The sequence below is a fragment of the Cellulophaga tyrosinoxydans genome (genome assembly GCF_900176415.1).
GTDB lineage: Bacteria > Bacteroidota > Bacteroidia > Flavobacteriales > Flavobacteriaceae > Cellulophaga > Cellulophaga tyrosinoxydans.
This window is the reverse complement of the sequence record NZ_FWXO01000001.1, coordinates 376,424-403,374: the sequence shown is the minus strand read 5'-3', so window position 1 is coordinate 403,374 and position 26,951 is coordinate 376,424. Positions and strand designations below refer to the sequence as shown.

The following is a 26,951-nucleotide window of genomic DNA, read 5'->3' as shown; positions in this document are numbered from 1 at the left end:
AGGGAAGAGAAAATTATTTATGGATAAATATTCCTTTTTAAACGCTGCACATACTTCATTTTTTGCAGATTTATATGACAAGTATTTGATTAATCCTGATAGTGTTGAGCCTAGTTGGCGTGCATTTTTTCAAGGATTTGATTTTGGTCAAGAAAGTTTAATTGATGAACTTGATTTGCCAGAACAAAAAGTAGCTTCGGTAGCTACGGCAAATGTGGAAGTTCCACAATCTTTGCAAAAAGAGTTTCAGGTAATCAGACTTATTGATGGCTATAGATCTCGCGGGCATTTGTTTACTAAAACAAACCCAGTTAGAGAAAGAAGAAAATATGAGCCAACATTAAGCATTGAAAATTTCGGTTTAACATCCGATGATTTAAACACTGTTTTTAAAGCTGGTGATATTTTAGGAATTGGTCCAAGTACCTTAAGTGAAATTATCTCGCATTTAACCAATATTTATTGCGATGCCATAGGTGTTGAGTATATGTATATTAGGAGTCCAGAGCGTATAGAGTGGATTCAGAATTGGTTAAACGTAAATGATAATCATCCTAAATTTAATAACGAACAGAAAAAGAACATCTTAAGAAAACTTAATCAAGCAGTTTCTTTTGAGAGTTTTTTGCATACAAAGTATGTTGGTCAAAAACGCTTTTCGTTAGAAGGTAACGAATCATTAATTCCATCATTAGACGCCATTGTTGAGCGCGCTGCAGAAATGGGAGTGGAGCAGTTTGTAATGGGTATGGCACACAGAGGTAGATTAAACGTGTTGACCAATATTTTCGGAAAAGCTGCGAAAGATATCTTTAGTGAATTTGATGGAAAAGATTATGAGCAAGTAATATTTGATGGAGATGTAAAATACCATTTAGGTTGGACATCAGAAAGAATGTCTGATAATGGCAATAAAATAAAAATGAGCATCGCGCCAAACCCTTCACATTTAGAGACGGTTGGTGCAGTTGTAGAAGGTATTACTAGAGCTAAGCAAGATGCTCAATATAAAGATGATTTCTCTAAAGTTTTGCCAATTGTTGTGCACGGAGATGCTGCAATTGCAGGGCAAGGCTTGGTTTATGAGGTCATTCAAATGGCTAATTTAGACGGTTATAAAACTGGAGGTACAATACATATTGTGGTAAACAACCAAATTGGTTTTACTACAAATTACCTTGATGCTCGTAGTTCTACCTATTGTACAGATATAGGCAAGGTTACATTAAGTCCAGTCCTTCATGTAAATGCTGATGATGCTGAAGCCGTAGTACATGCTTCTTTATTTGCACTGGAATATAGAATGCGTTACAAACGTGATGTGTTTTTAGATTTATTGGGCTATCGTAAATATGGGCATAACGAAGGTGATGAACCTAGATTTACACAGCCTAAGTTATATAAAGCGATTGCAAAGCATCAAAACCCAAGAGATATTTATGCTGCAAAACTAATTGCTGAGGGTATTATTGATGAAAATTTTATAGGTAAATTAGAGCAAGAATATAAAGATTCACTTGAAACTGAATTAGAAGATTCGCGTAAAATAGACAAAACAGTCATCACTCCTTTTATGGCTGATGAATGGAAAGGTTTTGATAGTGTGCAGGAAGATGAAATGGCAAAGACTATTGATACAACCTACCCTAAATCAAAATTAACAGAAATAGCAGATTCCTTAACTAGCCTTCCTAAAGGAAAAAAGTTTTTAAGAAAGGTAGATAAACTAATCGAAGATCGTAGAAAAATGTTCTTCGAAAGCGATAGTTTAGACTGGGCTATGGGTGAACTTTTGGCATATGGATCGCTATTACAAGAAGGTTATGGAGTGAGAATGTCTGGCCAAGATGTTGAAAGAGGGACTTTTTCACACCGTCATGCGGTAGTAAAAGTAGAGGACAGCGAGGAAGAGGTAATTCCATTAAACTTAGTAAAAAATAAAAAAGGAGATTTCCACATATTTAATTCGCATTTGTCAGAATATGGTGTAGTGGGCTTTGATTATGGGTACGCTATGGCTAGTCCAAATACACTAACCATTTGGGAGGCGCAATTTGGAGATTTTAGCAATGGAGCTCAAATTATGATTGACCAGTATATTTCTGCTGCAGAAGATAAGTGGAAACTGCAAAATGGATTGGTAATGTTATTGCCACATGGTTATGAAGGTCAAGGTGCGGAGCATTCATCTGCACGTATGGAGCGCTATTTACAGCTGTGTGCAAGTGATAATATGTATGTTGCGGATGTAACAACACCTGCAAATATGTTTCATTTGCTACGTAGACAAATGAAAGCTAATTTTAGAAAACCTTTAATTGTATTTACGCCAAAGAGTTTGCTTCGTCATCCAAAAGCCGTTTCATCAGTTGAAGAATTTGCAAAAGGTAGCTTCCAAGAATTAATAGATGATGTAAGTGCCGATGTGAAAAAAGTTACTACGCTTGTGTTTTGTTACGGTAAGTTTTACTATGATTTATTAGCTGCTCGCGAAGAACATTCAAGAGAAGATGTAGCTTTAGTTCGTGTAGAACAATTATTTCCATTGCCAGTTGATAAAATGAAGGCAATAATGAAAAAGTACAAAAATGCTACTGATATGGTTTGGGCTCAAGAAGAACCAAGAAATATGGGAGCTTGGAGTCACATCATGATGCATTTTAGCGAGGCTCACAAATTGCGCGTTGCGTCTAGACGTTTCTATGCGTCACCAGCTGCGGGTAGTGCGGTGCGTTCTAAGAGACGTCATCAAGAAGTGATAACTTATGTTTTTGACAAATCTAAAGACAACATGATTCGTCAATAATCATATATAATAAATAAGATACAGGTTACAAATTAAAATTATACGATAATGATTTTAGAAATGAAAGTCCCTTCGCCAGGGGAATCTATTACAGAGGTTGAAATTGCTACATGGTTAGTAAAAGATGGAGACTATGTAGAAAAAGATCAAGCAATTGCTGAAGTAGATTCGGATAAAGCAACATTAGAATTACCAGCTGAAGAAAGTGGTATTATTACACTAAAAGCAGAAGAAGGTGATGCTGTTGCTGTTGGTGAAGTTGTGTGTTTAATTGACACAAGTGCTGAAAAGCCTTCAGGTGCTTCAAAGACGGAAGCTGCACCAAAAGTAGAGGTTAAAGAAACTCCAAAAGAGGAGAAAAAAGCGCCTCAACCTGTACAAGCTAAAGAGACATACGCATCTGGTGTAGCATCTCCAGCAGCCAAAAAAATACTTGCCGAAAAAGGTATGGATGCTAGTGCGGTTAAAGGTTCTGGTAAAGATGGTAGAATTACTAAAGAAGATGCTGTTCAAGCGGTGCCTTCAATGGGTTCTCCAACTGGTGGAAAAAGAGGAGAAACTAGATCTAAACTATCAATGTTACGCAGAAAAGTGGCTGAACGTCTGGTGTCAGTTAAAAATGAAACTGCAATGTTGACTACCTTCAACGAAGTAGATATGTCTCCAATTTTCGACTTAAGAAATCAGTATAAAGATGAATTTAAAAATAAGCATGGTGTAGGATTGGGCTTCATGTCATTCTTTACATTAGCTGTAGTAAGAGCATTGGAACTTTACCCAGCAGTAAATTCCATGATCGATGGTAAAGAAATGATATCCTACGATTTTTGTGATATTAGTATTGCTGTGTCTGGTCCAAAAGGATTGATGGTTCCTGTAATAAGAAACGCGGAAAATTTAACTTTTAGAGGTGTTGAGGCTGAGGTAAAAAGATTAGCTATTCGCGCAAGAGAAGGAGAGATTACAGTGGATGAAATGACTGGAGGAACTTTTACCATAACTAATGGTGGTGTTTTCGGTTCTATGTTATCTACTCCAATCATAAATCCTCCACAAAGTGCTATTTTAGGAATGCATAATATTGTAGAACGACCAATAGTTAAAAATGGTGAAATCGTTGCAGCGCCAATTATGTATGTTGCTTTATCGTATGACCACAGAATAATTGATGGTAAAGAGTCAGTTGGATTTTTAGTTGCGGTTAAAGAAGCATTAGAAAACCCAGTAGAATTATTAATGAATGGTAATGTAGCTAAAGGTTTGGAATTATAAATTCAAATATTTTTTAAATACATAGAAAACCCTGAAGTATCAACTTCAGGGTTTTTGCTTTATTTTTTAAGAAAGATTTCTAATTGCATCCCATATCTTCTCTCGAAACTGGATCTGCATTTGGAAAGCATAATCCTGTTGGTAATGCTGTTGGATTGTATCTTTTTAAATCATTATCATAAAGGCTTTTTTCAATAAAAATTGTAAGCAAATCAATCTCTTCATCGTTCAAGCCTAAAGGTTTAAATTTATCTGATAATGCATCTGTTGTAACTATAGAATTTTGCTTTACACCATTATTTTTATAAGTAATAACATCCTTAACTGTTGTGAAATTACCACCATGACCTAGAAAATTAACATCGGCTAAATTATATAGTTGTGGTACTTTGTACTTATAATTGTCTTCAGTCTTATTTGTAAATCCGCCTCTTCCTTTTTTAGTAGCTTCATCAATTACCCCATGAACATTTGCTCCAGCTAAGTCGTTCATTCCTAAAGCATAAAATGCCTCTGAATTTAGAGCAGGTCCATTATGGCATTCGTAACATTTAGCTTTGCCAAAAAATAACAAAGCCCCTTTTTTTTCGTCTTCAGTCATTGCATTTAGATCTCCCTTAAGCCAGTTTTGAAAGTTGGTGTTGGTAGCTAATAATGTTCTTTCGTAAGCTGCAATAGCTAAGCCAGCATTCTTTAGCGAATATCTTTCTGATTTGTCAACTTCAGGAAAAGCATTATCAAAAAGCACATCGTAATTAAAGTCTTCGCAGAATTTTTTATCAATATTCATTCTATGAACTCCTAAACCTGCAATAGCCTGCGTTTCAATACCTTCAAACCCAAGATTGTTGGTTTCTTTTGGGGTGCCAGGAGTCCAGTTTGTTTCTGTGCCAATATTATCAGATGTAGCTCCAAATTGCCCATTCCATAGCATAAGTTTTTGGTATGCCGAATTTAAAACAGTAGGTGATCTAATAGGTTGTACATCTATTAAATCTGCCGTGTATTCTGGATCCATAATTCGCAGCTCTCCTTGCATTCCAAAGCCCATGCCGCCTTCACCAATTCCCTGAATATTACCACTTTGAAATCCTGCGGCACTGTGGTGGCATGAGGCACATGAATAAGTTGCTTTGTGAGATTCTTTTTTAGCACTAACTCCAATACCTGTTTCGTGGAATAAAAGTTTTCCTAACAGCACCTTTTCATGTGTTATTGGGTTTTTTGGATCCGCAGGAATGTTTGCGTAGTCTGTGCTTTCCGGTAAGGTAAAATAATTTAAATCTCCCGATATGGCTAGAAGACTTTGTTGTAATTCAAGATCTTCAGAGGTTGATGAAATATCGATAAACTCGGTGTCTTGTGAGCAACTAACTAAACTAATGACACTAAGCGTTAGAAATAATGTTTTACAATTAAACATGTGTATTTTATTAAAATAAAGTGCAAAGGTTATAATATTAATCAAAAACAAAACTTAATTCGATATGCTGCTTAAAAGTTGGTTGTGTGGGATTATATGGTCTTAGGATATTTTAGAACAGTAAATTATATGGTCTTTTCCTTGATTTAGATGAAAGCTCTAATTAAACCGATGAAAACTATGATAAAAAAACCGTAATTCTATTTAATGTAATACTTTTGAGATGGATTTTATGTTTACATCTTTATGAGAAAAATCTTTCACTTGACTATGGTCATCTTGTTGACCTTCATCGTAGCGTGTAGTGATAATGACACTATGTTTTTTCAAGATTCGGAAAGTGCTTCTGCTGAATCTTACGAAGGTAAATTTCTTCAAGATTACTTTTATTTAACTTGTAGAATTGTTCAAACTACCAATGGCTTTTTTCCAACACAAGCCTCACGTGCCTATGGATATATTGGATTAGCTTCTTATGAAGCCGTTGTGAATGGAATAGATGCTTCTAAAACCATGGCCGGTCAAATAAGCGGATTAAAATATGGAGATTTGCCTTTTCCGGATACGGATTTAGAATATAATTGGGCTATAAGTTGTAATGCGGCTACTGCAGAAATGATGCGGAAAATGTTCGGTGTAAATATCACAACCGAAAACCTGCAGCGCATTAATTCTATGGAAGTTGATAATTTGAACAAACTTGAAACCAACGTTTCTGAGGATATAAAAGAAAGGTCAATTTCCTTTGGTTTGTCAATTGCACAAGCTTTGTATCAACTAAGTACCACTGATGGCGGTCATGAAGCATATTTAGATCCTTTTAGTCAAGGCAAATATCAAATGCCTACGGATGATTTTTGCTGGACTCCCACTGGGGCTACTGCATATCCTTTGAGTCCATTTTGGTCAAAAAATAGAAGCTTTGTTGATGGAATCGTAGCTACTAGCCAGCCAGCTGCTCATGTTACATTTTCTACCAATGTAGATTCAGAATTTTATAATCAGGCAATGGGTACCTATGAACAAGTTATGAATAACACCCCAGAGCAAGAGGAGATAGCAAGATATTGGGCAGATGATCCTTTTGCAACTTGTACACCAGCTGGACATACATTTAACATTCTCACACAATTGTTACAAGAATCAAATGCTACTTTGGCAAAAAGTGCAGTTGGTTTTGGTATGATGGCGATTGCCGAAAATGATGCTTTCATAAGCTGTTGGAAAACTAAATATGATTTTGTGCTTATAAGACCAGTAAGTTATATTCAAAAATATATTGATCCTAATTTTCAAACAGTAATTGGTACACCACCATTTCCAGCATATACATCTGGGCATTCTGCAGAAATAGGATCTGGTATAAAAGTGCTTATGTCATTATTTTCCGATAGTAGTGGAGATTATAAATTTACAGATTTAAGTCAAATACAATTTGGGTATGAAGCTCGAACCTATGATAATTTTTATGAAATGGCCGATGAATGTGCAAAGTCAAGATTTTACGGTGGTATACACTACGAAATGGATAACACAAAAGGGTTAGAAATTGGTTATGCGGTTGGAGATGCGGTTGTTAATGATTTGAATTGGCCAAAAAATAGCAGGTAATGATGATTAAGAGGTTGATGTTTTTATCTATATTGTCTGTTTTAGTTTTTGTTTCTTGCGCTGAACGAGAAAATAATATTGATGTAAAAAATATAGCCAAACTTAGCTGCACTGCAACTTCACTTAAACAGCAGCGTTTTGCATTAGCGGATTCTATTAGATTTTACGAAGATTCGGTTCTTAATTTTTCTAAATCAGATCAATTTAAAAAAAATAGATGGCAGAAAATATTGGAATCAATGTCGGAGCGAAAATTAAAATTAATGAAAGAAAGTAGAACTCTTGCCGATGCCTTAAATGATCAAATTTATGCGGCCACGCGCACTATGACATTGGATGAAAAGAGAGATTTTAATAAGATTTTAGAGAAATCTAAAGAGGAGATTATTTGTGAATAACGGTTTTTACTCTATTGTCATCCGTTTTATCTATAAATGGTTACTTTAAATAAATGTGCTGTTTATGGTAATCAATAATAGCTTTACCTTTTTTAAGCACATCTGCACCAATAATACCATCAACAGGTTGGGCATTGTGGTTTGTTAATGCAGTATTTACATGCGTTAAATCAAACAAGACAATTTTTACTTTATTGAACTCACGTGATCCAATTTTGATGCGATTTTTAGTAGATATTAGTGTTGCCATATCCGTTGCTCCTGCGCTGGCAGCCTTAACTTTGGATTCTTTAGATGTGAGCTTGAAAAAATCAATTTTATCAAATCCTACACAAGTATTAGATGCTCCGGTATCTACTATAAATCTACCTACAACGCCATTTATTTTTGCTTCAATTTCAAAATGATTTGTGGCGGTTAAAACCAATGCAGTTTTATTATAATTCTTATTCGTTAGAAATTTTTTGAGACTCTTCACTAATTTTTTTTTGATAAAGATAAAGCTATTTTTGCATCATGATAATTACTGATACTCATACACACTTATACAGCGAAGCTTTTGATGAAGATAGAGATGTGGTAGTGAAAAATGCGATTAGCAAAGGTGTTAAAAGATTTTTTATTCCGGCAATTGATTCTTCTTATACGCAAGCAATGCTAAATTTAGAAAAATCCTATCCAGATAATATGTTTTTAATGGCAGGATTGCATCCTACTCATGTTAAAGATAATTATAAGGAAGAATTGTCGCATGTAGAAGAAATGCTTACCAAGCATAAATATTATGCAATTGGAGAAATAGGTGTAGATTTATATTGGGACAAAAGTTACATTAAGCAGCAAAAGGATGCTTTCCAATTTCAGATTAAACTTGCTAAAACATATAAACTTCCTATAGTTATACATTGTAGAGATGCTTTTGATGAAGTCTTTGAAGTTTTAGAATTAGAAAAATCTAATGAACTGTTCGGTATTTTCCATTGTTTTACAGGGACAAAAGAACAGGCTTTAAAAGCAATATCATATAATATGAAGCTTGGAATAGGAGGAGTGGTTACTTTTAAAAATGGAAAAATAGACACTTTTCTTAACGAAATTGATTTAAAACATATAGTTTTAGAAACAGATGCGCCTTATCTGGCTCCTGTGCCTTATCGAGGTAAAAGAAATGAAAGTACCTATGTATTAAATGTTTTAAGTAAGTTGTCTTTAATATATAATAGGTCTGAGGCTGAAATTGCTGAAATCACAACCAACAATTCCAAAGAAATTTTTGGGATATAAAGAAGTAAACCATGTCGAAAAAGACGAAAATTCTACTAATATATACTGGAGGAACAATTGGAATGATGAAAGATTATAAATCAGGAGCGCTTAAGGCTTTTGATTTTAAAAAACTTTTAAAAAATATTCCAGAGCTTAATCAATTAGATTGTTCAATTCATAGTTATTCTTTTGAAACACCAATAGATTCTTCAAACATAAATACATCGCATTGGGTGCTAATAGCAAGTACCATTGAGAAAAATTACGATGAATTTGATGGTTTTGTTGTACTTCATGGCAGTGATACCATGAGTTATTCCGCGTCAGCATTAAGTTATATGCTAGAAAACTTATCCAAACCAGTAATTTTTACAGGTTCGCAGCTGCCTATTGGTGATTTAAGAACAGATGCCAAAGAAAACTTAATTACTTCCATACAAATAGCTGCTTTACGAGATAAAAACAAAGCGGTGATACAGGAGGTAGGGCTTTATTTTGAGTATAAGTTATATAGAGGTAATAGGACTACAAAGTTTAATGCCGAACATTTTGAAGCATTTGGATCGTTAAATTACCCTCCTTTAGCTGAATCTGGAGTGCATTTAAAGGTGTATCCAGAATATTTATTCCGTCCAAAAAAGCAAAAAAGTCTAATTGTTCATAAAAAATTAGATAATAATGTAGCTATTTTAAAATTATTTCCTGGCTTTAATGAGCATTTGCTTCAGTCAGTATTGAACACACCCAATATAAAAGCGGTAATCATTGAAACGTATGGTTCTGGTAATGCACCTACTGAAGATTGGTTAATTCAAAATTTAGAAACAGCAATAAAAAAAGGTATACATATTATTAATGTAACGCAGTGTTCTGGAGGCAGTGTTATCATGGGTCAATATGAAACCAGCGAACACCTTAAGCGATTACAAGTAATTAATGGTAAGGATATTACGACCGAAGCTGCGATTACTAAGCTAATGTATCTAATAGGTGCTGGTGTATCGGAAAAGCTTTTTAAAACCGTTTTTGAGACTTCACTACGTGGAGAAATGAATTAAAATTTATTAAAATATATTTTATTTAGCGCTTTTTTTTTCGTTAATTCGACGCCTTGAAAAATTAATAAAAAGAGAGGTGGCCGAGTGGTCGAAGGCGCACGCCTGGAAAGTGTGTATACCTCAAAAGGGTATCGAGGGTTCGAATCCCTTCCTCTCTGCTAATTAATTTTTAATTTTTTAATTGCAAAAATTTTTTATCTTTAACCCATTAACTAATCTAAATTAAGTTTGAAAGAAATGAAAAGATTATTCTCTATCCTAGCAGTAGCTGGGTTATTTGTTATTAACACAAATACTGTTAACGCTAAAGTAACTGCTAACGCAATTACTACTAATCTATCCGCAACAATTGCTACAACTGCAACTATGATTCAAGAGGCAGCTGCAACTACAGAAGCGGAAAGAGGATTTGTACAAGTTTTAAAAGAAAAATTTATTGAAGGTGGAGCTGGCTTCATGGGTATCGTACTATTATGTTTGATACTGGGTTTAGCTGTAGCTATTGAAAGAATTATTTACTTAAACTTAGCAAGTACAAACACAACAAAATTAAAGCAAAGAGTGGAAGATGCATTAGCTTCAGGTGGTGTTGAGGCTGCAAAAGAGGTTTGTAGAAATACAAAAGGACCTGTAGCATCTATTTTTTACCAAGGTCTAGACAGAGCTGGTGAAAGCATCGAATCTGCAGAAAAAGCAGTTGTTGCTTATGGTGGAGTTCAAATGGGGCAACTTGAGAAAAACGTTTCTTGGTTATCTTTATTTATCGCTGTAGCGCCAATGCTTGGTTTCATGGGTACTGTAATTGGTATGATTCAGGCATTCGAGAAAATTGCAGCAGTTGGTAACTTAAGTGCTTCACTTATTGCAGGTGATATCCAAGTAGCATTATTAACAACAGTATTTGGTCTTATTGTGGCTATTATTCTTCAAGTTTTTTACAACTACATTATCGCTAAAATTGATAGTATTGTAAATGATATGGAAGATTCATCAATCTCATTGATTGATATGTTGGTAGATCACAAAAAATAAGTCACACTTAATACTTAAGTAAAATGCATAAAATAATAAAAATAATATTAATAGCTCTTAGTGTACTAGGCTTAATCCTTTGGGTTATGCTAGCCAAAGAAGCTGAAGTTACTGTAGGTAATGGAGCGATGAACTTTATGTTTATCATCACATTCATTTTGTTAGCTATATCAGTTTTTGCTAGTTTGTTCTTTGGTTTGAAAAATGTTTTCGCTACACCAGAAGGGCTTAAGAGAACTTTAATTGGTGTTGGAGGTTTATTGCTTATTGCAATAATATCTTATGTTGCTGCTTCTGGTACGGATGTTGATTTGGTGGCCATGAACAAAAAAGGATTAGAGGCTACTGAAGGTACTGTTAAAATGATTGGTGCATCGTTAAATATGTTTTTCATACTAACGATAGTTGCAATTGGAGCAATGGTAGTGCCAGGAATCAAAAAAATGTTTAACAAATAAAAATATAAAACTATGCCAAGAAGAGGAGCACCCCCAGAGGTAAATGCCGGTTCTATGGCGGACATAGCATTCTTGCTACTTATCTTTTTCTTAGTTACTACAACTATAGAAACAGATGCTGGTTTGGATCGTATGTTGCCACCTATGGAGCCGCCTACGGAAACACCGCCAATTATAAAGCAAAAGAATATTTTTACTGTTAACATCAATAAAAATGGACAACTTTTAGTGGAGGATGAACTTGCTGATATTAAATCGTTAAAAGAAAAAGCTATTGCTTTTTTGGATAATGGTGGAGCAGCAAAGGGCACTGAAGAGTATTGTTCTTATTGCAAAGGGAAAAGATTGGAGAATTCTTCAGACAACCCAGATAAGGCAATTATTTCACTAAAGAATGATAGGGAAACCCAATACGGAATTTACATAACTGTACAGAACGAAATTGTAGCTGCGTATAATGAATTGCGTAATAGGGAAGCTCAACGTCTTTATAAAACTAACTTTACTGATATGGAAGCTGAATATCTGAATCCAGAAACATCAGATTCTAGAAAAGAGGTTTTAAAGGAAAGAGTAAAAAAGATTCAAGAATTATATCCTCAGAAGTTCTCAGAAGCTGAAACGTCAACTGGTAATTAATCGTAAAAGTTAAAAAGATATGTCAAAATTTAGCAAGAAAAAAGATGGTGAAGTACCTGCAGTATCTACTGCATCGTTACCAGATATTGTTTTTATGCTACTGTTTTTCTTTATGACCGTAACGGTAATGAAAGATACGTCAGTAAAAGTGGAGAATGATTTGCCAAAGGCGAGTGAAATTAAGAAATTAGAGAAGAAAGACCGTGTAATAACAATTTATGTTGGTGCTCCTACTCAGGAATATCAAAAGTTATTTGGTTCTGAACCTAAAATTCAATTGAATGATAAGTTCTCTAGTCCTTCTGAAGTTGGACCTTATATTCTTCAAGAAAGAGCAAAGAAATCTGAAGATTTACAGAATGTATTAACCACTTCGCTTAAAGTGGATAGAAAAGCGAATATGGGTATTATATCTGATATTAAAGAAGAATTGCGTAAAGTAAATGCACTTAAGATTAACTATACTACATACGAAGGTATAGCGTTTGATAATCTTAAGAGGTAGTAATAATTTCTTTCAAAATTAGTATATAGCGTCTCAAATTTTTTTGAGACGCTTTTTTTATGCAAATCTGTTTTTTACTACCTTTAAATTATGTGTAAATATATTGTACTGACTTTAATGCTTATGCCTTTATTTTTGTGTGGGCAAAGCAATAATTCTAATGAAATAGATAGTAATTATCTCGAAGATCAAATTTACTTAGGTATAAATTATAATTTTATGCTTGATTATCCAGAGGATGTTTTAAAAAGAAACTTTTCTTATGGTTTACAAGGTGGTATTATAAAAGATATTCCAATTAACATTAGCAGAACCCTTGCTGTGGGATTAGGTATTGGCTACGCGGTAAATTCTTATTACTCCAATCTTATTAGTGATGAGCAAAGTGGTGAAATAGTATATTCTGTGGCCACCGATGACTCTTTTTATAGCAGAAGTAAGTTTGAAACCCATAGTATAGAATTGCCGCTAGAATTAAGATGGAGAAATTCTACTCCTACTAAATACAAATTTTTCCGAATTTATAGTGGTGTTAAAATTGCTTATAATTTTAGTGCACGATCAAAATTGGTTGCCGATAGCGGAAATATCGGATTCAAGAATTCGGATATCGAAAAATTGCAATACGGATTACAATGTAATCTTGGGTATAATACATTTAATCTACACGTGTATTATTCTCTTAATAATTTTTTAAAAGATGGCGCTAAGGTTGAGGCAACTGGAAATAATATTAATATTAAACCTCTTAGAGTGGGAGTGATATTCTATTTGCTATAACCAATATGGAATGGTTAGGAATTGTGTAACAATACCAATAACTAAACCAACTGCGAGTTCTAATTTAGTATGCGCTTTAAAATACAATCTAGAGGAAGCTATTAATCCGGCAAATAAGATTAATATGCTTAAAGATAGCGCTAGATTAATTTCGAAATGAATACTTAAATTTATTAAATACATTACTAAACTTCCAATACCAAGCATATGTATGCTTGTTTTGTATTTTACAAATAGGAGTACAGCAGAAGTGCTTAGAGCCAATATAAGACCTATAAAGTAATAATATAGCTCTGGAGTATACTGAGAAGGAATAACCTTGTATACGATCATAAAAAGCAGCATTATGCTTATGTATAAAGGATATTTGCGTTCTTTGGTGGTTGGCATGAACACAGAGCTAATCATACCGATATTCCGCATAATTAAAAAACATATTATGGGTATAACTACAGTTAGTATGAAAATAGGAAATAGATTTCCCACTTTCATTTCCATTGAGGTATATTTTTTTGTGACTACAAAATAGATTAGGCAGCCATAAATAGGGATAAAAATGGGATGGAATAAATAAGCAATTATCTTAAAAAATGCTTTCATTAAATTTCTTTACGCATTCTTGCGACTGGAATTCCTAGTTGTTCTCTGTATTTAGCCACAGTTCGTCGAGCAATAGGATACCCTTTTTCTTTTAGGATATCGGCTAATTTATCATCAGTAAGTGGTTTTCTTTTCTTTTCTTCACCAATTACAGTTTCTAAAATCTTCTTTATTTCTTTAGTAGATACATCTTCTCCTTGATCGTTTTTCATTGATTCGGAAAAGAATTCTTTAATTAATTTGGTACCATAGGGTGTATCTACATATTTGCTATTTGCCACTCTCGAAACTGTTGAAACATCCATTTGGATAGTATCGGCAATATCTTTTAGAATCATAGGTCTTAACTTGCGTTCATCGCCAGTTAAGAAGTACTCTTTTTGATAATGCATAATGGTATTCATCGTTACAAATAATGTTTGTTGTCGCTGTTTAATTGCATCAATAAACCATTTTGCTGCATCAAGCTTTTGTTTAATAAATGAAACAGTATCTTTTTGAGATTGCGATTTTTCTTTGGAATTTTTATAACCCTCCAACATGTTATTATAATCTTTAGAAACATGAAGTTCAGGTGCGTTTCTTCCGTTAAGCGTTAGTTCTAGTTCTCCATCAACAATTTTTATAGAAAAATCAGGAACTATATGCTCAATCATCCGTGTATTTCCTGAATATGAGCCACCTGGTTTAGGATTTAATTTTTCTATTTCAGAAATCGCCTTTTTTAATTCTTCTTCTGTAATGTTGTGCTTCTGTATTAACTTTTGATAATGTTTTTTTGTAAACTGCTCAAAAGATTTTTCAAGAATTGCGATTGCAAGCTCAATATTAGGAGTAATTTCTTTGCGCTTTAATTGTATGATAAGGCATTCTTCAAGTGAAGTGGCTCCTACGCCTGGAGGATCCAATTCTTGAACAATTTTCAGCACTTTTTCAATGGTAGCTTTTTCAGTATATATATTTTGTGTAAAAGCTAAATCATCTAATATGTCATTTATTGGTCTTCTAATATAGCCACTTTCATCTACACTGCCGACTAAAAATTCAGCAATAGACCATTCTTCATCATTTAAATAAACTGTATTTAACTGATTTAGTAAATATTGGTTAAAAGAGGTGCCTGCTGCATAGGGAATAGTCTTTTCCTCATCATCAGAACTGTAATTATTGGCTTGTGTTCTATAGTCAGGAATTTCATCATCGCTCAAGTATTCATCGATATTGATATCCTCAGCACCAATGCTTTCATTATCGGAGCCATCATCATAGGTATCTTCAAAATCATCATCAAAATTATCTAGTTCTTCCTTTCCTGTTTCTAATGCAGGATTTTCTTCTAGCTCTTGCTTTAAGCGTTGCTCAAAGGCTTGAGTAGGCAACTGAATCAGTTTCATTAGCTGAATCTGTTGCGGTGAAAGCTTTTGCGATAATTTAAATGATAAATGTTGCTTTAGCATATAAAATGATATTCTTTCCTATAAAGTTAAGTTTTCAAATTTAAAACTCAGCATTTTGCGGAGTTCTAGGAAACGGAATTACATCTCTAATGTTACCCATACCTGTTGCGAATAGAACTAAACGTTCAAAACCTAATCCAAAACCACTATGCACTGCAGTTCCAAATTTTCTAAGATCTAGATACCACCAAAGTTCTTTTTCATCGATGTCTAAGGCCTTGATTTTTTCTTTCAATACGTCTAAACGTTCTTCACGTTGTGAGCCTCCAACAATTTCGCCAATACCAGGAAATAATATGTCCATGGCTCTTACTGTTTTTCCATCATCATTCAAACGCATATAAAATGCTTTTATTTTTGCTGGATAGTCGAATAAAATCACAGGGCATTTAAAGTGTTTTTCAACAAGAAAACGCTCGTGCTCACTTTGTAAATCTGCACCCCATTCTTCTATAATATATTGAAACTTTTTCTTTTTATTAGGAGTGCTGTTCTTTAAAATATCAATTGCTTCGGTGTAAGAAACTCTTTTGAAATTATTTTCCGCTACAAATTTTAATTTTTCAATTAGTGCCATGTCACTGCGCTCAGCTTGCGGTTTAGATTTTTCTTCATCTAATAAACGTTGCTCTAAAAATTCTAAATCTTCTTTGCAATTAGTCAAAACGTAATTGATAACATCTTTAATGAAATCTTCAGCTAAGTCCATGTTTGCATCTAAATCGTTAAATGCAACTTCTGGTTCTATCATCCAAAATTCGGCTAAATGTCTAGAGGTATTAGAGTTTTCTGCTCTAAAAGTTGGTCCAAAAGTATATACCTTACCTAATGCCATGGCATAGGTTTCTGCCTCTAACTGACCCGATACTGTTAAGTTCGTTTCTTTACCGAAAAAATCTTGTTTAAAATCTATTTGGCCATCTTCTGTTAATGGCGGTTTTTTTTGATCTAATGTGGATACTCTAAACATTTCCCCAGCACCTTCCGCATCAGAACCGGTAATTATTGGTGTATGCACATTGTAAAAGCCATTTTTTTGAAAATAACTATGAATAGCGAAAGACAATGCAGAACGCACACGCATTACTGCCGCGAACGTATTAGTACGAACTCTTAAGTGCGCTTTTTCTCTTAAAAACTCTAATGAATGTTTTTTGGGTTGAATAGGATAAGTGTCCGGATCTGAAGTACCTAAAACAATCAGCTCTTTTACCTGTATTTCAACAGACTGTCCTCTTCCTTGACTTTCAACTAGAGTACCCGTAACTTTTAATGCTGCTCCAGTAGAAACTTTTTTCAGTAATGCTTCATCAAAATTTTCGAAATCTACAACACACTGTATATTGTTTAATGTAGAGCCGTCATTCAGTGCAATAAACCTATTGCTTCTAAAAGTTTTTACCCAACCATTTACGGTTACTTCTTGCAATGAAAGATTTTGAGAAAGGAGTTCTTTTATGCTATACGATTTCATTCTTATTTTTCTGTTTTTAAAAAACAAAGATAGCCTTTTTACAAAAAAAAAGATTCTCTTAGTTCAAGTATACAATTTGATTTATTCTAATTCTTTATCTGAAATTTCATCTTTTGGTAAGATGTCAATTTGAGGTTTTTTAAGTACTTCTTTGTTTGCAATGTTGCGCTCCAAAGATAATAATAGTGATGGAAGTAAAATTAAATTTGCCAACATTGCAAATAATAGGGTTGCTGAAACTAAAGTTCCTAAAGCAACTGTTCCTCCAAAGCTAGATATAGCAAATACTGAAAATCCAAAAAACAATACAATGGAGGTATAAAACATACTCACACCTGTTTCTCTTAAAGCAGCATAAACCGATTTTTTTATGCGCCAGTTGTTTGCAGTTAGCTCCTGCCTGTATTTAGCGAGAAAATGAATGGTATCATCTACCGATATCCCAAAAGCTATACTAAACACTAAAATTGTAGATGGCTTTATGGGGACACCAACAAATCCCATTAATCCTGCAGTTACAACTAATGGAAGTAAATTTGGAATCAAAGAAATTACAATCATTCTAAAAGAACGGAACAAATAGGCCATGAAAATTGCAATAAGGCCTATAGCTAAGGCTAATGAAAGGATAAGATTATTTACTAAGTACTTGGTTCCTTTAAGAAATATTAATGCACTACCGGTCATGTAAACATCAAATTGCTCCTCGGGAAAAGTTTTTGTGATGTTTTCTTGTAGTTTATGTTCTATTTCCTCCATTCTAGTGGTCTTTACATCTTTCATGTAGGTAGTTATTCTAGCCACTTGACCGGTAGAATCCACAAAGCTTTTCAATAAATTGCTGTTATTTGAAGATTTTCTGGCAATGTCCATGATAAAAGTATTTTCTTGCGTTGTAGGCAATTGATAATACTTTGGTATGCCATTGTAGAAGGCTTGTTTAGAATACTTCACCAAATCTACCACTGAAACTGGTCTGGATAGCTCAGGAATTTCATGAACTACTTGACTTAAATCTTCAATTCTTTTTAAGGTTGCAGGTTTTAAAACACCTTTTTTTCTTTTGGTATCTACAACTATCTCCACAGGCATAATGCCATCAAACTCTTCTTCGAAAAAACGAATATCTTTGAAAAATCCTGCGTTTTTAGGCATGTCTTCTATTGGACTTCCAGATATTTTAATCTGATAAATGCCAATAATACTTATTACCAAAAGACTAATTGATACTACGTAAACAGAAATTCTTTTTTCTCGTACAATAGTTTCCATCCAATTTACAAATGCTTCAATCCATCTAGTATTTAGATGCTTTAAATGCTTACCTTTTGGTAAAGGCATGAAACTATAAATTATTGGGATGATTAAAAGTGAAAGAATAAAAATTCCTATAATATTTATAGATGCGACAATACCAAACTCTTTTAATAACTGACTGTCTGTGACAATAAATGTAGCAAAACCAGATGCTGTTGTAATATTGGTCATCAAGGTTGCATTCCCTATCTTAGAAATTACTCTTTGTAGCGAAAGTGCTTGATTACCGTGTTTTTTAACCTCTTGTTGGTATTTGTTGATTAGGAAAATGCAGTTGGGAATACCGATTACAATAATTAAAGGAGGAATTAATGCGGTTAAAACTGTGATTTCGTACTGCAATAACCCTAAAACTCCAAATGACCACATTACGCCAATAATAACTACACACATAGATATGATGGTAGCTCTAAAGCTTCGGAAAAAGAAGAAGAAAATTAATGAAGTAACCAATAAAGCAGCTAAAATGAATTTAGATATTTCATTTATAATGCTTTGTGAATTCATGGTTCGGATATACGGCATACCTGAAACGTGAACATCTAAACCGGTTTCTTCCTCAAACTTTTCAACCAATCCTGTAAGATCTTCCAGAATAAAATCCTTCCTCGCAGGGGTATTAACAATATCTTTATCTAAATAGGCAATTGTTCTAATGGTTTTAGACTGCTTATTGTAAATTAAGTCTTCGTAAAACGGCATTTCATTAAAAAGATGCGATGCTAAAGAATCAATTTCCGATTTAGTAGTTGGATTCTTTTTAAGAAAGGGCTGTAAAACAAACTCTTGCTTTGTAGTATCTTTTACTAACTCTTTTAAATTATCTGTAGATAAAACAAACTCCACCTCGGGGAAAGCAGCTAATTGTTTGCTGAGTTTATTCCAGCGATTAAATTTTTCTGGGGTAAATAATGAGCTGTCTTTTACGGCTAATACTAAAACATTACCCTCTTCGCCAAAAGTCTTTAAAAAAGATTGGTATCTAACATTTACTGGATGATGATCTGGTAATAAATTTGCCTGGGAGCTAGAAAATTGCATTTTATCCCATTGCATGGCTAAAAAAATGGTGGTGCTTAAAATCAGAAGAAGAATTAATATTCTATTTCTTAGAATAATATTTGCGGTTTTTGCCCAAAAACCTTTCGTTAGTTTTTTAACCATGTTGATTTTTACAATTCCGACAAAGGTAGAAAATCATTGTATTTATTCACAGCATCAAGCATGCTAATAGCAATAATATTTATGGTTTATGTATTTTAAGTGCTATTTATAAAACAAAGAGCGGCAATTTGCCGCTCTTTGTTTTAAAATTATCGAATTGAAAATTACACTTTCATTATTTCAGCTTCTTTAACAACCAATATATCTTCAATTTTTTTAGTGTATTTATTAGTAAGTTCTTGAACATCTGCTTCAGCATTTTTCTTTACATCTTCCGATGCATCATCAAGATTACGTATGTCTTTATTGGCTTCTTGTCGCGCCGTACGAATTCCGATTTTAGCATCTTCTGCTTCTGCTTTCGCCTGTTTTGCTAAATCTCTTCTACGCTCTTCTGTTAATGGTGGTACGCTTATAATTACAAAATCTCCATTGTTCATAGGGTTAAAACCTAAGTTGGCAATCTGTATAGCTTTTTCAATTTCTTGAAGCATATTTTTTTCCCAAGGCTGCACAGTAATTGTTCTTGCATCGGGAATATTAATATTAGCTACTTGAGCTAATGGGGTTGAAGAGCCGTAATAATCTACCATAACACTTGAAAGCATTATCGGACTTGCTTTTCCTGCTCTAATCTTTGCAAATGATTTTAATAAATGGTCTATAGAACCATCCATGCTTTCTTTTGTACTATCTAATATAAAAGTAATTTCTTCGTTCATTTTTGTAAAATTTAAAAAACTTGCTGCATAAAATGTGCCAAATACTAATGATCTACAACGGTACCTATGTTTTCTCCAGAAACTAATTTAAGTAAGTTTCCCTTTTTATTCATATCAAACACTACAATTGGTAAATGATTTTCTTGACTTAAGGTAAAAGCTGTTGTATCCATAACTTTTAATCCTTTGGTAAGAACATCCTTAAAAGTGATCGTGTCAAATTTTGTAGCATCTTTAAATTTTTCTGGATCTGCAGTATAAATCCCATCTACTCTGGTTCCTTTTAAAATTACGTCAGCTTCAATCTCAATTGCTCTTAAAACAGCTGCGGAATCAGTAGTGAAATAAGGATTTCCTGTACCTCCACCGAAAATTACTACACGTCCTTTTTCTAAATGGCGCATTGCACGTCTACGAATAAATGGTTCTGCAACTTCGTTAATCTTTATGGCAGACTGCAATCGGGTCTGTAGCCCAGCTTCTTCAAGTGCGCTTTGTAGCGCTAAACCATTTATAACGGTGGCTAACATTCCCATGTGGTCACCTTGTACGCGGTCCATCCCGTTACTTGCTCCAGCAACCCCTCTGAAAATATTTCCTCCGCCTATTACTATGGCAATTTCTACACCTTTATTAACAACTTCTTTTATTTCTTCAGCATACTCAGCTAGTCTCTTTGGGTCAATACCATATTGTCTATCACCCATTAATGCTTCGCCGCTAAGTTTTAAAAGAATTCTTTTGTATTGCATGGTTTGTATTTTGTTAAACTGGAACAAAAATAATCAAAAATATTTATGAGTATTACTCTTATAAAATTAATATACTGCTAATATTTTCTGAAATGTAACTGGCATCTAAATTTTATTTTATAATCTTGCCCCAAAAAATAACTAAAGTCAGAATAGACTTGAAACTCAGAAAACTACAGTGATGAAAAAAATTGGATTATTAGCACTTTCAGTATTAGTGTTAACCTCATGCGGTGCCGGAAAAAATTTGGTTGCTGCAGATAAGGCAACAATAAAAGTTGGGATAGATTTAATTAATGTTAAGGAAGATAAAGTTCTGGTGACTTTGGATCCTGGTGCATTTACTTCAGAAAATGTAACATTTTACATTCCAAAAACTGTTCCAGGTACTTATAGCACAGACAACTACGGTAAGTATATTGAAAATTTCAAAGCCTTTGATTATAAGGGTGTAGAAATGAGCGTTTCTAAAAGTGATGAAAATACTTGGAATATAGCTAATGGAAAAAATTTAGATCGTGTTTCTTATTATGTAAATGATACTTATGATTCAGAAAGTGAACAAGAGCATGCTGTTTTTTCTCCTGCTGGAACGAATATTTTAAAAGGGGAAAATTTCATGTTGAACCTTCATGGTTTTGTTGGTTATTTTAAAGATTTAATAGAGGTGCCTTATGAGTTAGTAATCATGCATCCTTCAAATTTAAAGGCTACAACTTCCTTAAAACTTAAAGCTGCTAAAGATGTTAAGGCTACTGAAGATGTATTCTATGCTAAACGCTATTTCGAAGTAACAGACAATCCAATTTTATATGCAAAATCTGATATTGTTTCATTTGAAGTAAACGGCATCACTGTAAATTTAAGTGTTTACTCGCCAAATGGAGTCTATAATGCAAATGATCTTAAGGATAGAATGTTAAAGATGATGACTGCTCAAAAAGCATTTTTAGGTGATGTTAATAGTACCAAGGAATACAATATATTATTGTATTTGTCCAAAGGAGTGGAGGATGCAAACGGTTATGGGGCTTTAGAGCATCATACATCTACAACAGTGGTCTTGCCAGAGCAAATGGATAAGGAACGTCTAGAACAAGCTATGGTTGATGTGGTTTCGCACGAGTTTTTCCATATTGTAACGCCTTTAAGTGTGCATTCTGAAGAGATTCAGTATTTTGATTACAACAATCCAAAAATGTCTAAGCACCTTTGGATGTACGAAGGAACTACGGAATATTTCGCTAATCTATTCCAGATTCAGCAAAACCTAATTGACGAGGATGAATTTTTTCAACGCATGATGGATAAAATTAATAACTCTAAGAGATATGATGACGCTATGTCATTTACTATCATGAGTGAAAATATTTTAAAAGATCCATATAAAGATAATTACGCCAATGTGTATGAAAAAGGAACCTTAATAAACATGTGCTTGGATATAATATTACGTGATTTAAGTAATGGTGAGAAAAGTGTTTTATGGTTACTAAAGGAGTTATCAAAGAAGTATGGAGATGCTATCCCTTTTAAAGATGATGTTTTGATTGATGAAATTGTGGGGATGACATATCCTGAAGTAGGAGAATTTTTTAGAACACATGTAATGGGAGATTTACCAATTGATTATACGGAATACCTCGGTAGAGTTGGATTAGAAATAGGGGAGAAAGAGGAGGAAAGTGGTTATTTTCTAATGGGACAGATCCCTTATATAGATGTTGATGTAGTGAATAATAATGCGATATTCGTTAGAGAAGGGATAGAACTGAATAGCTTTTTTATTGATTTAGGAGCGCAAGGTGGAGATGTTATAAAATCTATAGACGGAACAACTATCAATTTAGAAACTATACGACCAATAATTGGACAAAGTTTTAGTTGGACCCCAGAGAAAGAAATAACAATGGTTGTTGAACGTGATGGTGAGGAAGTTACTTTAAAAGGTAAAGTTGGTGCGCCAACTGTTAAGAATAAAACCATTGTACCAAGTACTAATACAACGCCTAATCAGTTGGAGTTAAGAAAAGTTTGGATGAAAGGCTAAGTTTATCATTCTAATGAAAAAAGCGATATCAAAAGATATCGCTTTTTTTTGTTTTAGGTTAATGATTGATGTTTGGTCATAAAAATTGTACTTAAGCTGTTATTGTATTTATTAAAGTGGTTTTCTTATTTAAAATATACCACCAATAAAAAAGTCGCAATCTTTTGAATTGCGACTTTTCATATAAGTTTAAAAAGATAAATTATCCTAAAGAAACTCTTTTAAAGCTTGTAACAGCTAAATCTTTACCAGCTGAAGCAACATAAGTCGCAACATTGATTTTATCATCTTTAATGAAGTTTTGATCTAATAAACACTGTTCTTGATCAAGAGTGGTGTTGTCAGACTTAAAACGATCCATTTTACCAGGAAGAATTTTATCCCAAATTTGCTCTGGCTTACCTTCTGCTTTAAGTTCAGCTTTAGCAACTTCTTCTGCTTTAGCCATAACTTCAGGAGTTAATTGTGCCATTGAAATGTACTGAGGTACATTTTTAAGAGTTTTACCTAATCTGCCTAACTCTTCATTTTCTTTTTCGATTACAGCAATTCTTGCTTCTGTTTCAGCAGCAATAAAAGCAGGATCAAAATCTTTATAAGATAAAGTAGTAGCACCCATTGATGCAATTTGCATAGCAACATCTTTACCTACTTCTTCATTTTTAGCAGTTAAACCAACTAAAGCAGCAATTTTGTTAATATGTACATAACTACCAACGTAAGGAGCTTCTAGTTTTTCAAAAGCTGTGATGTCTAATTTTTCACCAATAACACCAGTTTGTTCAACTAATTTATCAGCAACAGTCATTCCGCCAAAATCAGAGGCTAAGAAATCTTCCTTAGAATCAAAATTTAAAGCCTTTTCAGCAAGTTCGTTAGCTAAAGCCACGAAGTTATCGTTTTTACCAACAAAATCCGTTTCACAGCCTAAAACAATAGCAACACCAACCGTATTGTCAGCATTAACTTTTGCAATAGCAGCACCTTCTGTATTTTCTCTATCTGCTCTTTTAGCAGCAACTTTCTGTCCTTTTTTACGAAGCACTTCAATTGCTTTGTCAAAATCTCCTTCAGCTTCTACTAGCGCATTTTTACAGTCCATCATTCCGGCACCTGTAGCTTGTCTTAACTTATTTACTTCTGCGGCGGTAATTTTTACCATTTTATATTAGATTTTAAAAACTAAGCTAAAAGTATACCTTTTGTATGTTATACTTTTAGCTAGAGTGTTAATTAAAAATTTAGTTTATAATATATTATCGTTAAGGGGCTTATTCTATACCACCTTTAACGTTATCTTGCCATTCTTTTAATTCATCCCATTTACCATCAGCAGCCATTTTTGCTTGTTTTGGCCATGAAGCAGGATTTTTAGAAGCGAATTTAGAACCAGCAGCAGCTAATATTACATTTAATTCATCCTCAGATTTATCAGCTAAATCTTCGAAAGAATTAATACCTGAATTTTGGAAGATTTCAGAAATTTTTGGTCCAATTCCTTCAACTTTAGTTAAATCATCTGATTCATCAGAATCTTCAACTTTAGCCTTAGCTTCTACTTTTTTCTTTTTTGGTGCTTTCTCAGCATCATCTCCTTCTTTTCCTGATTGTTTTTCTGATTTACGCTCAGATAAACCTTCAGCAATTGCTTCAGTTACATGTGATAATATAGCTTCGATAGATTTAGAAGCATCATCGTTAGAAGGAATAATATAATCCAATAATCTTGGGTCAGAATTTGTATCCGCCATTGCGAAAATTGGAATATTTAATTTTATAGCTTCTTTTACAGCAATGTGCTCACGCATTGTATCAACAATGAATAATGCACCTGGTAAACGTGTCATTTCAGAAATAGAACCTAAGTTCTTTTCTAACTTAGCACGTAAACGGTCTACTTGTAAACGTTCTTTTTTAGAAAGAGTTAAGAAAGTACCATCTTTTTTCATTCTATCAATAGAAGCCATTTTCTTAACAGCTTTACGAATAGTTACGAAATTGGTTAACATACCACCTGGCCATCTTTCAGTGATGTAAGGCATGTTTACTTTAGATACTTTTTCTGAAACGATATCTTTTGCTTGCTTTTTAGTTGCAACGAAAAGAATTTTTCTTCCTGATGCTGCAATTTTTTTAAGAGCTTCATTAGCTTCTTCTAATTTCGCAGCTGTTTTGTAAAGGTTAATTACGTGAATACCATTACGCTCCATGTAGATGTAAGGAGCCATGTTTGGATTCCATTTTCTAGTTAGGTGACCAAAGTGTACACCTGCTTCTAATAATTCTTTTACTTCGATTTTTCTTGCCATTTTTTGTACTTAGTTTACGTTCTGTTGAATTAGCAATATTAAAGTGGCACTTAAAAGTGGCCTCCAATATTTAGATGCTAAACTAGTTTCCAAAAGCTGTATGCCTTTGGACAACAACAACTTGATTTTAAAATTTAACCCTGAAAAATATTTTCAGGGCTTTCAATGAACTTATGTATAAACTGAATAAATTCAGTTTAAAAAACAATTCGCTAATATTAACGTTTAGAGAATTGGAATTTCTTACGAGCTTTCTTCTGACCAAATTTCTTACGTTCAACCATTCTTGGGTCTCTTGTAAGTAAACCTTCTGGTTTAAGAATAGATCTATTTTCAGCATCTACTTCGCAAAGTGCTCTTGATAATGCTAAACGTATAGCTTCTGCTTGTCCGGTAATTCCACCACCAAATACATTTACATTTACATTGTAAACATCTTCAGTATTTGTTAATGAAAATGCTTGTTTTACTTTGTATTGTAAAGTAGCAGTTGGGAAATATACTTCTAACTCTTTTTTGTTAACAGTAATTTTACCGTCTCCTTCTGAAAGATAAACACGTGCAACAGCCGTTTTTCTTCTTCCTATTTTGTGAATTACCTCCATTTATTTAAGGTCCTTTAAATTAATTACGGTTGGTTTTTGAGCTTCTTGACCATGTTGAGCACCTTCGTAAACTTTTAGATTACGGAAGATTGCAGCACCTAATCTATTTTTAGGTAACATTCCTTTTACAGAACGCTCTACGATGCTAACTGGGTTTTTAACTAAAGCTTCTTTAGCTGTTTGAAATCTTTGACCTCCTGGGTATCCAGTGTGGCGTACGTAGGTTTTGCTTTCCCACTTGTTACCTGTCAAGTTAATTTTCTCAGCATTAATAACAACAACGTTGTCTCCACAATCTACGTGTGGTGTAAAGCTTGGCTTATATTTTCCTCTTAGTAATTTTGCAACTTTTGAAGCAAAACGACCTAATGTCTCTCCTTCTGCATCAACCAAAACCCATTGCTTATCAACAGTTGCTTTGTTAGCGGAAATTGTCTTGTAACTTAATGTGTCCACAGTACTTTTTTATTTATTAAACACTTAAATCCCGTTTAATGGGGTGCAAATGTACAATTATAAACTTGAATTACAAATGCTTGTTTCTAAATTATTTAAATATTTTTTTAAAGATTATGCTTTTTTACTGTTTTTAACGCTGAAATAACCAAATTATTAGGTTGTATGCACAGCTAAATATAAGGTTATTAAAGGTATGCTGAAATTGAGGTTTATACTAGAAATAAACTTTTTTCGTTTGCTATTGCATAACTTAACCTTTATCAAAATATAATGAAAAAAATAATTTTAATGCTGTTTGTAACTGCTATCGGTGTTTTATCTTGTTCGGAAGACAAAGAAGATGATAGTAATTTTGACTCAAATTCCCTTATAGGGGTTTGGACATTTTCTAATATCGATGCTGATGGTGCCACAGGTAATATAAAATTGTCCAATGATATTTTAACGGTGTTGGTGAATGGCGGTTGTGATATTCTGACCTATGATTTTAAAGCAGACCAAACCGTGAATGTATCTTTTAGAGATTTTACTGAAACCGGTAATAGTGTAAATTCATCTGGAACAGGTTTATTAATAGAATGTCCAATAAATGTTAGAAACTCTACGAGTGTCTGGGAGTTAGAAGGAAATCAATTATCGTTCATTAACGGTAATGGAGCTATAGAAACCATTACTATAAATATTGATGGTGATACCTTAACTGTACCTGGAGAAGTAATAAATGAAGATAATTTAGCCGGTACCAAGGCCATTTTTGTTCGAGAATAGTGTAAATTTAAAGTTATAAAAAAATC

At 33.5% G+C, this 26,951-nt stretch carries 25 protein-coding genes and 1 tRNA gene; 14 read left to right on the top strand and 12 right to left on the bottom strand.

The features are described from left to right. The first annotated feature begins 19 nt into the window (after window positions 1–19). Entirely contained in the window at window positions 20–2,806 is a 2,787-nt protein-coding gene (locus B8963_RS01825; RefSeq protein ID WP_084059702.1) for a 2-oxoglutarate dehydrogenase E1 component, read from the top strand. A 48-nt stretch (window positions 2,807–2,854) separates the two neighbouring features. Further along, on the top strand, window positions 2,855–4,078 hold the full coding sequence (odhB, locus tag B8963_RS01820; RefSeq protein WP_084059701.1) for a 2-oxoglutarate dehydrogenase complex dihydrolipoyllysine-residue succinyltransferase: 1,224 nt from the start codon (window positions 2,855–2,857) through the stop codon (window positions 4,076–4,078). 79 nt (window positions 4,079–4,157) lie between these two features. Here the strand turns inward: odhB and B8963_RS01815 are convergent, their stop codons facing one another. Beyond that, window positions 4,158–5,501 (bottom strand): cytochrome-c peroxidase, encoded by a 1,344-nt coding sequence (locus tag B8963_RS01815; RefSeq protein ID WP_084059700.1) that lies wholly within the window; start codon window positions 5,499–5,501, stop codon window positions 4,158–4,160. A gap of 246 nt (window positions 5,502–5,747) precedes the next feature. Here B8963_RS01815 and B8963_RS01810 point away from each other — a divergent pair, with 246 nt between their 5' ends. Both B8963_RS01810 and B8963_RS01805 read left to right on the top strand, forming a co-directional pair. Next, window positions 5,748–7,112, top strand: a complete 1,365-nt coding sequence (locus B8963_RS01810; RefSeq protein WP_143312439.1) for a vanadium-dependent haloperoxidase — start codon at window positions 5,748–5,750, stop codon at window positions 7,110–7,112. Beyond that, window positions 7,112–7,510 carry a hypothetical protein gene (locus B8963_RS01805; protein WP_143312437.1) on the top strand — a complete coding sequence of 133 codons (399 nt, stop codon included), beginning with the start codon at window positions 7,112–7,114 and terminating at the stop codon, window positions 7,508–7,510. Before B8963_RS01810 ends, B8963_RS01805 begins: the two co-directional genes overlap by 1 nt. Before the next feature lie 40 nt (window positions 7,511–7,550). Here the strand turns inward: B8963_RS01805 and B8963_RS01800 are convergent, their stop codons facing one another. After that, window positions 7,551–7,988 carry a retropepsin-like aspartic protease gene (locus tag B8963_RS01800; protein ID WP_084059697.1) on the bottom strand — a complete coding sequence of 146 codons (438 nt, stop codon included), beginning with the start codon at window positions 7,986–7,988 and terminating at the stop codon, window positions 7,551–7,553. Window positions 7,989–8,026: 38 nt separating this feature from the next. On the opposite strand from B8963_RS01800, the gene B8963_RS01795 reads away from it, so the two are divergent. From B8963_RS01795 to B8963_RS01760, 8 genes are all read left to right on the top strand, one after another. Next, window positions 8,027–8,794: a TatD family hydrolase gene (locus B8963_RS01795; RefSeq protein WP_084059696.1), complete on the top strand. Its 768-nt coding sequence runs from the start codon at window positions 8,027–8,029 to the stop codon at window positions 8,792–8,794. An 11-nt stretch (window positions 8,795–8,805) separates the two neighbouring features. After that, window positions 8,806–9,834 (top strand): asparaginase, encoded by a 1,029-nt coding sequence (locus B8963_RS01790; RefSeq protein WP_084059695.1) that lies wholly within the window; start codon window positions 8,806–8,808, stop codon window positions 9,832–9,834. 70 nt (window positions 9,835–9,904) lie between these two features. After that, window positions 9,905–9,992: transfer RNA gene (locus B8963_RS01785), tRNA-Ser, on the top strand. 79 nt (window positions 9,993–10,071) lie between these two features. Further along, window positions 10,072–10,866 carry a MotA/TolQ/ExbB proton channel family protein gene (locus B8963_RS01780; RefSeq protein ID WP_084059694.1) on the top strand — a complete coding sequence of 265 codons (795 nt, stop codon included), beginning with the start codon at window positions 10,072–10,074 and terminating at the stop codon, window positions 10,864–10,866. 23 nt (window positions 10,867–10,889) lie between these two features. Beyond that, window positions 10,890–11,324, top strand: coding sequence for a hypothetical protein (locus tag B8963_RS01775; RefSeq protein WP_084059693.1), 435 nt, complete (start codon window positions 10,890–10,892; stop codon window positions 11,322–11,324). 12 nt (window positions 11,325–11,336) lie between these two features. Next, window positions 11,337–11,963 (top strand): ExbD/TolR family protein, encoded by a 627-nt coding sequence (locus B8963_RS01770; RefSeq protein ID WP_084059692.1) that lies wholly within the window; start codon window positions 11,337–11,339, stop codon window positions 11,961–11,963. 19 nt (window positions 11,964–11,982) lie between these two features. Then, complete coding sequence (locus tag B8963_RS01765; protein ID WP_084059691.1) at window positions 11,983–12,468, top strand: ExbD/TolR family protein; 486 nt, start codon at window positions 11,983–11,985, stop codon at window positions 12,466–12,468. 90 nt (window positions 12,469–12,558) lie between these two features. Further along, complete coding sequence (locus B8963_RS01760) at window positions 12,559–13,248, top strand: porin family protein (protein ID WP_084059690.1); 690 nt, start codon at window positions 12,559–12,561, stop codon at window positions 13,246–13,248. Here the strand turns inward: B8963_RS01760 and B8963_RS01755 are convergent. From B8963_RS01755 to pyrH, 6 genes are all read right to left on the bottom strand, one after another. Next, window positions 13,243–13,638 (bottom strand): hypothetical protein, encoded by a 396-nt coding sequence (locus B8963_RS01755; protein ID WP_234989594.1) that lies wholly within the window; start codon window positions 13,636–13,638, stop codon window positions 13,243–13,245. The two genes, B8963_RS01760 and B8963_RS01755, sit on opposite strands and share 6 nt — an antisense overlap. A 209-nt stretch (window positions 13,639–13,847) precedes the next feature. Beyond that, window positions 13,848–15,305, bottom strand: coding sequence for an RNA polymerase factor sigma-54 (rpoN, locus tag B8963_RS01750; protein WP_084059688.1), 1,458 nt, complete (start codon window positions 15,303–15,305; stop codon window positions 13,848–13,850). 40 nt (window positions 15,306–15,345) lie between these two features. Further along, window positions 15,346–16,779 carry an asparagine--tRNA ligase gene (gene asnS / locus B8963_RS01745; RefSeq protein WP_084059687.1) on the bottom strand — a complete coding sequence of 478 codons (1,434 nt, stop codon included), beginning with the start codon at window positions 16,777–16,779 and terminating at the stop codon, window positions 15,346–15,348. Between the two features lie 81 nt (window positions 16,780–16,860). Next, window positions 16,861–19,260, bottom strand: coding sequence for an efflux RND transporter permease subunit (locus B8963_RS01740; RefSeq protein WP_084059686.1), 2,400 nt, complete (start codon window positions 19,258–19,260; stop codon window positions 16,861–16,863). A 164-nt stretch (window positions 19,261–19,424) separates the two neighbouring features. Continuing rightward, entirely contained in the window at window positions 19,425–19,982 is a 558-nt protein-coding gene (gene frr, locus B8963_RS01735; RefSeq protein WP_084059685.1) for a ribosome recycling factor, read from the bottom strand. A 44-nt stretch (window positions 19,983–20,026) separates the two neighbouring features. Beyond that, a complete protein-coding gene (pyrH, locus tag B8963_RS01730) occupies window positions 20,027–20,734 on the bottom strand; it encodes a UMP kinase (protein ID WP_084059684.1) in 708 nt (235 codons plus the stop codon). 181 nt (window positions 20,735–20,915) lie between these two features. Between pyrH and B8963_RS01725 the strand changes: the two genes are divergently transcribed. Next, window positions 20,916–22,784, top strand: a complete 1,869-nt coding sequence (locus tag B8963_RS01725) for a M61 family metallopeptidase (RefSeq protein WP_084059683.1) — start codon at window positions 20,916–20,918, stop codon at window positions 22,782–22,784. A 202-nt stretch (window positions 22,785–22,986) separates the two neighbouring features. On the opposite strand, the gene tsf is transcribed toward B8963_RS01725, so the two are convergent. From tsf to rplM, 4 genes are all read right to left on the bottom strand, one after another. Beyond that, entirely contained in the window at window positions 22,987–23,946 is a 960-nt protein-coding gene (tsf, locus tag B8963_RS01720; RefSeq protein WP_084059682.1) for a translation elongation factor Ts, read from the bottom strand. Between the two features lie 109 nt (window positions 23,947–24,055). Further along, window positions 24,056–25,093 (bottom strand): 30S ribosomal protein S2, encoded by a 1,038-nt coding sequence (gene rpsB, locus B8963_RS01715; RefSeq protein ID WP_084059681.1) that lies wholly within the window; start codon window positions 25,091–25,093, stop codon window positions 24,056–24,058. Window positions 25,094–25,311: 218 nt separating this feature from the next. Then, window positions 25,312–25,698 carry a 30S ribosomal protein S9 gene (gene rpsI, locus B8963_RS01710; RefSeq protein WP_084059680.1) on the bottom strand — a complete coding sequence of 129 codons (387 nt, stop codon included), beginning with the start codon at window positions 25,696–25,698 and terminating at the stop codon, window positions 25,312–25,314. Next, the gene (gene rplM, locus B8963_RS01705) at window positions 25,699–26,154 is read right to left on the bottom strand and encodes a 50S ribosomal protein L13 (protein ID WP_084059679.1); all 456 of its coding nucleotides are present in this window, start codon (window positions 26,152–26,154) and stop codon (window positions 25,699–25,701) included. It abuts the gene before it with no gap. Between the two features lie 273 nt (window positions 26,155–26,427). Between rplM and B8963_RS01700 the strand changes: the two genes are divergently transcribed. Beyond that, window positions 26,428–26,925: a lipocalin family protein gene (locus tag B8963_RS01700; RefSeq protein WP_084059678.1), complete on the top strand. Its 498-nt coding sequence runs from the start codon at window positions 26,428–26,430 to the stop codon at window positions 26,923–26,925. Window positions 26,926–26,951 lie beyond the last annotated feature (26 nt).

Excerpts from the sequence above, each read along its gene's own strand:
- B8963_RS01825 (WP_084059702.1), top strand. The coding sequence starts at position 20 with ATGGATAAATATTCCTTTTTAAACGCTGCACATACTTCATTTTTTGCA.
- odhB (WP_084059701.1), top strand. The coding sequence starts at position 2,855 with ATGATTTTAGAAATGAAAGTCCCTTCGCCAGGGGAATCTATTACAGAG.
- B8963_RS01815 (WP_084059700.1), bottom strand. The coding sequence starts at position 5,501 with ATGTTTAATTGTAAAACATTATTTCTAACGCTTAGTGTCATTAGTTTA.
- B8963_RS01810 (WP_143312439.1), top strand. The coding sequence starts at position 5,748 with ATGAGAAAAATCTTTCACTTGACTATGGTCATCTTGTTGACCTTCATC.
- B8963_RS01805 (WP_143312437.1), top strand. The coding sequence starts at position 7,112 with ATGATGATTAAGAGGTTGATGTTTTTATCTATATTGTCTGTTTTAGTT.
- B8963_RS01795 (WP_084059696.1), top strand. The coding sequence starts at position 8,027 with ATGATAATTACTGATACTCATACACACTTATACAGCGAAGCTTTTGAT.
- B8963_RS01790 (WP_084059695.1), top strand. The coding sequence starts at position 8,806 with ATGTCGAAAAAGACGAAAATTCTACTAATATATACTGGAGGAACAATT.
- B8963_RS01780 (WP_084059694.1), top strand. The coding sequence starts at position 10,072 with ATGAAAAGATTATTCTCTATCCTAGCAGTAGCTGGGTTATTTGTTATT.
- B8963_RS01775 (WP_084059693.1), top strand. The coding sequence starts at position 10,890 with ATGCATAAAATAATAAAAATAATATTAATAGCTCTTAGTGTACTAGGC.
- B8963_RS01770 (WP_084059692.1), top strand. The coding sequence starts at position 11,337 with ATGCCAAGAAGAGGAGCACCCCCAGAGGTAAATGCCGGTTCTATGGCG.
- B8963_RS01765 (WP_084059691.1), top strand. The coding sequence starts at position 11,983 with ATGTCAAAATTTAGCAAGAAAAAAGATGGTGAAGTACCTGCAGTATCT.
- B8963_RS01760 (WP_084059690.1), top strand. The coding sequence starts at position 12,559 with ATGTGTAAATATATTGTACTGACTTTAATGCTTATGCCTTTATTTTTG.
- B8963_RS01755 (WP_234989594.1), bottom strand. The coding sequence starts at position 13,638 with ATGCCAACCACCAAAGAACGCAAATATCCTTTATACATAAGCATAATG.
- rpoN (WP_084059688.1), bottom strand. The coding sequence starts at position 15,305 with ATGCTAAAGCAACATTTATCATTTAAATTATCGCAAAAGCTTTCACCG.
- asnS (WP_084059687.1), bottom strand. The coding sequence starts at position 16,779 with ATGAAATCGTATAGCATAAAAGAACTCCTTTCTCAAAATCTTTCATTG.
- B8963_RS01740 (WP_084059686.1), bottom strand. The coding sequence starts at position 19,260 with ATGGTTAAAAAACTAACGAAAGGTTTTTGGGCAAAAACCGCAAATATT.
- frr (WP_084059685.1), bottom strand. The coding sequence starts at position 19,982 with ATGAACGAAGAAATTACTTTTATATTAGATAGTACAAAAGAAAGCATG.
- pyrH (WP_084059684.1), bottom strand. The coding sequence starts at position 20,734 with ATGCAATACAAAAGAATTCTTTTAAAACTTAGCGGCGAAGCATTAATG.
- B8963_RS01725 (WP_084059683.1), top strand. The coding sequence starts at position 20,916 with ATGAAAAAAATTGGATTATTAGCACTTTCAGTATTAGTGTTAACCTCA.
- tsf (WP_084059682.1), bottom strand. The coding sequence starts at position 23,946 with ATGGTAAAAATTACCGCCGCAGAAGTAAATAAGTTAAGACAAGCTACA.
- rpsB (WP_084059681.1), bottom strand. The coding sequence starts at position 25,093 with ATGGCAAGAAAAATCGAAGTAAAAGAATTATTAGAAGCAGGTGTACAC.
- rpsI (WP_084059680.1), bottom strand. The coding sequence starts at position 25,698 with ATGGAGGTAATTCACAAAATAGGAAGAAGAAAAACGGCTGTTGCACGT.
- B8963_RS01700 (WP_084059678.1), top strand. The coding sequence starts at position 26,428 with ATGAAAAAAATAATTTTAATGCTGTTTGTAACTGCTATCGGTGTTTTA.